Origin of the sequence: Dietzia sp. HMSC21D01, assembly GCF_001815995.1 — a bacterium.
GTDB classification, from domain to species: Bacteria; Actinomycetota; Actinomycetes; order Mycobacteriales; family Mycobacteriaceae; genus Dietzia; species Dietzia cinnamea.
Genome location: NZ_KV824182.1, coordinates 1 through 3,972 on the forward strand (window position 1 = coordinate 1; position 3,972 = coordinate 3,972).

Here is a 3,972-nt window from a genome sequence, read left to right on the forward strand (position 1 = left end):
CGCGCGACGGCGGCCTCCACCGGGGCGGTCCCACCCCGGCCCCCGTCCCGCTCCCGGGCGGACGCGACCAGGCGCCGGACCCGTGCGACGGGGTCAGGGTCGGGGGCACGAGCCGGGGCCGGGGGCTCGGTGTCGGGGGTCACGGATGGCACGCGATCATCGTGACCCGACCGCCTGCGGGCGGCAAGACCTTCCCCTCGGGCCCCGACGCCCGGATTCGGAGGCGACCACGGATTACGGGATGATGGCCGGGTGAACCAGAGCGAGAACCCCGCACACGCGGCCGGTGGCACCCCGGACGACAGTGGTACCCCGAACGACGGTGGCACCCCGGACGACAGTGCCCGTCTCTTCCCCCGGGTGACCGCCTACCGGTTCCGCCGCGGCACCCTGCGGCCCGGGCAGCAGCGCAACTGGGAGGAGCACTGGCCGGCCTACGGGCGTAACGTCTCCGACGAGATCGTCGACCGCGAGGCGCTCTTCGGCCGGCGCGCACCGCTGATCGTGGAGATCGGCTCCGGCACCGGCACGTCCACGGCCGCGATGGCCGCGGCCGAGCCGGACATCGACGTCATCGCCGTGGAGGTGTATCAGCCCGGGCTGGCCCAGCTGCTGGGCATGATCCTGCGCGAGGGCCTGGAGAACGTGCGCATGATCCGTGGCGACGGCGTGGACGTGCTCACCAACATGTTCGCGCCGGCCGACCTGGACGGTGTCCGCGTGTTCTTCCCCGACCCCTGGCCCAAGGCCCGCCACCACAAGCGGCGGCTCCTGCAGTCCGGCACCTTCGAACTCATCGCATCGCGGCTGCGACCGGGTGGCGTGCTGCACGTGGCCACCGACCACGCCGACTACGCCGAGTGGATCGCCGAGACCGGCGACGCCGAGCCCGCGCTCCAGCGGCTGGACCCCGCGACGGACCTCCGCCACGTACCGTTCAGTCTGGACAGACCCGTGACGAAGTTCGAGGGCAAGGGGCTGCAGGAGGAACGGGTGATCAACGAGTTCCTCTGGCGTCGGGTGCACTGACGCCCCACCCCAGGAACCCCGTACGACGAGAACCGAGGCGGACGACGCGATGACCCCACCAGACGAGATGCGCAACCACGACACGACGGACGTGGCCACGCCCGACGGACCGGGGGTGGTGCTCCTCGTGTGGGACGCACCCAACGTCGACATGGGGCTCGGCTCGATCCTCGGCGGCCGCCCGACCGCCGTGTACCGCCCGCGCTTCGACGCGCTCGGCCGCTGGCTGCTCGGCTACACCGCCGACCTGTCCGTGCGGACGCAGGACGCCCTCGAGGCCGAGGCGACCGTCTTCACCAACATCGTCCCGGGCACCTCGGACAACGTCCGCCCGTGGGTCGAGGCGCTGCGCAACGTCGGCTTCGCCGTCTTCGCCAAGCCCAAGACCAGCGACGACTCCGACGTCGACGACGACATGCTCGAGCACATCGACCGGCGCGCCGAGTCCGGCCGACTCGCCGGCGTCGTCGTGGCCTCCGCCGACGGGCAGGCGTTCCGCGAGCCCCTCGAGGAGCTGGCCGAGGACATCCCGGTCGCAGTGATCGGGTTCCGCGAGCACGCCACCTGGGCCGTCCAGCACGACACCATCACGTTCCTCGACCTCGAGGACATCCCCGGGGTGTTCCGCGAGCCCCTGCCGCGCGTCAGCCTCGACAACCTGCCCGACGAGGGTGCCTGGCTGCAGCCGCTGCGGCCGCTGTCGGCACTGCTCACCTCGCGCTAGGAGCTCCCCCGGTGTTCAACTCACTCGGGCGGTTCGTCGCCCGCCGCCGCGTCCTCGTCCTGATCTGCTCCGTGCTGGTCATGGCCTTCCTCAGCCTCGCCGGCTCCGCGTTCGGCAACCCGTTCGGCCAGGGCGGCTTCGAGGACCCCGACAGCGGATGGGCGACCGCCGAGCGGTTGGAGCAGGAGGCGTACGGACGCGACGCGCTCGGCGACGTCGTGGTGTCCTACCACGCCCCCGAGGGCACGTCGGTCGACGATCCGGCGTTCCAGGAGCCCATCCGGCAGTCGCTGGAGTCGATCCGGACCGAGAACCCCGACCGGGTCACCGGCGTGACCAGTTTCGTGTTCAACCAGTCACCGGCCCTCGTCAACCGTGACGCGGGCATCGCGGTGGCCTCCATCCAGATCGCCGGCGAGGCCGAGGAGATCCTCCAGAACTTCCGGGCGATCGAGGACCAGATCCCGGTCGAGGGCATCGAGACCGACATCGCCGGCCTGCAGCCCGTCGCCGGCGCCCTACAGGACGGCATGGACGCCGACCTCGTGCGCGCGGAACTCATCGCGCTGCCGCTCGTGTTCCTCCTGCTCATCGTGGTCTTCGGCGGCGTCGTGGCCGCGTTCCTGCCGGTCGCGGTGGGCGTGCTGACGATCCTCGGCTCGCTCGGCGCACTTCACCTGCTGTCACTGATCACGCCCGTGAACTCCTTCGCACAGAACGTCGTGACCCTCATCGGCCTGGGACTGGCGATCGACTACGGCCTGTTCGTGGTGAGCCGGTTCCGCGAGGAGATGGCCGAGGGGTATCCACCGGACGCCGCAGTGCGCCGGTCCGTGGCCACCGCCGGCCGGACCGTGGTGTTCTCGGCGGTCATGGTCGGCGTGACCCTGTCGGGCCTGCTGGTCTTCCCGCAGGACTTCCTCAAGTCCGTCGCCTACGGCGCGATCGCCGCGGTGATCCTCGCCGCCGCGCTCTCGGTGACCCTGCTGCCGGCCGTGCTCATGCTGCTCGGCCACCGCGTCGACGCGCTCGGCATCAAGCGGATGCAGCGGCACCGCACCCGCGAGGAGGTCGAGAACGGCCTGTTCGGCCGCGTCGCCGACTTCTCCATGAAGCGCCCGGTGGCGGTGGCGATCCCGGTCGTGGTGGTGCTGGTCGCGCTCATCATCCCGTTCTCGGGCGTGAAGTTCGGCGGCATCAACGAGACCTACCTGCCGCCCGACAACCCCACGCGCGTCGCGCAGGAGGAGTACGACCAGAACTTCCCCGGCACGCGGACCGACCCGGTCAAGCTCGTGATCCTCGGCTCGGACGGCGCGACGCTGTCGCAGATCCGCTCGGCCGCCAACGAGGCCCCCGGGCTCACCGGGCCGTTCCAGTTCGCCCGCTCGGGCGGGCAGGACTCGCAGGGCCGCGAGGTAGTGGTCCTGCAGGCCGGCGTGGAGGACCGCAACGCGGCCACCGAGACCGTCGAGTACCTGCAGTCCTTCCCCATCCCCGCCGGCACCGAGGTGTTCGTCGGCGGCAACCCCGCCATGGAGAAGGACTCGGTCGACGCCCTGATCGCCGGGCTGCCATGGTTCGTCCTGTACGTCCTCGTGGCCACGACGCTGCTCATGTTCCTGGCGTTCGGGTCGCTGGTGCTGCCGATCAAGGCGGCCATCATGAACATGCTCGGCCTGGGCGCCACGCTGGGCATCCTCACGTGGATCTTCGTCGACGGGCACCTGTCCGGGCTGCTCGGCTTCACGCCGGGCCCGCTCACCTCGCCGGTCGTGGTGCTGCTCATGGCGATCATCTACGGACTGTCCACGGACTACGAGGTGTTCCTCGTCTCGCGGATGGTCGAGGCCCGCTCACGCGGCGCGCGCACCGCGGTGGCGATCCGCAGCGGCGTCGCCCAGACCGGGCGGATCATCACGTCGGCGGCGCTCATCCTCATCGTGGTGACGGGCGCGTTCGCCTTCTCCGAGATCGTGATGATGAAGTACATCGCGTTCGGCATGATCGCCGCGCTCATCATCGACGCCACCGTCATCCGCATGCTGCTGGTCCCGGCGGTCATGCAGATGCTCGGCACCGACAACTGGTGGGCGCCGAGGTGGATGAAGCGGGTCCAGGAGCGGATCGGCCTCGGCGAGGCCGAGATCGACGACGAGCCCGAGCTCCTCACCGGTCGGCCCGCCGACACCGACGGCACGGGACCGACCGGGGCCGCC

Annotated in this window: 3 protein-coding genes; all 3 read left to right on the plus strand. The window is 71.0% G+C overall.

Features of this window, described 5'->3' with window-relative positions; all coding sequences use genetic code 11:
• Nucleotides 1–252: 252 nt before the first annotated feature.
• Nucleotides 253–1,029, plus strand: a complete 777-nt coding sequence (gene trmB, locus HMPREF3086_RS17635; protein ID WP_070723247.1) for a tRNA (guanosine(46)-N7)-methyltransferase TrmB — start codon at nt 253–255, stop codon at nt 1,027–1,029.
• Nucleotides 1,030–1,078: 49 nt separating this feature from the next.
• Nucleotides 1,079–1,753 carry an NYN domain-containing protein gene (locus tag HMPREF3086_RS17640; RefSeq protein WP_082767749.1) on the plus strand — a complete coding sequence of 225 codons (675 nt, stop codon included), beginning with the start codon at nt 1,079–1,081 and terminating at the stop codon, nt 1,751–1,753.
• Nucleotides 1,754–1,764: 11 nt separating this feature from the next.
• Nucleotides 1,765–3,972, plus strand: a 2,208-nt coding sequence (locus HMPREF3086_RS17645) for an MMPL family transporter (RefSeq protein WP_070723248.1), incomplete at its 3' end; no start/stop codon positions are given.

Coding starts and splice junctions, on each gene's coding strand:
- HMPREF3086_RS17640 (WP_082767749.1), top strand. CDS start 1,079: ATGACCCCACCAGACGAGATGCGCAACCACGACACGACGGACGTGGCC.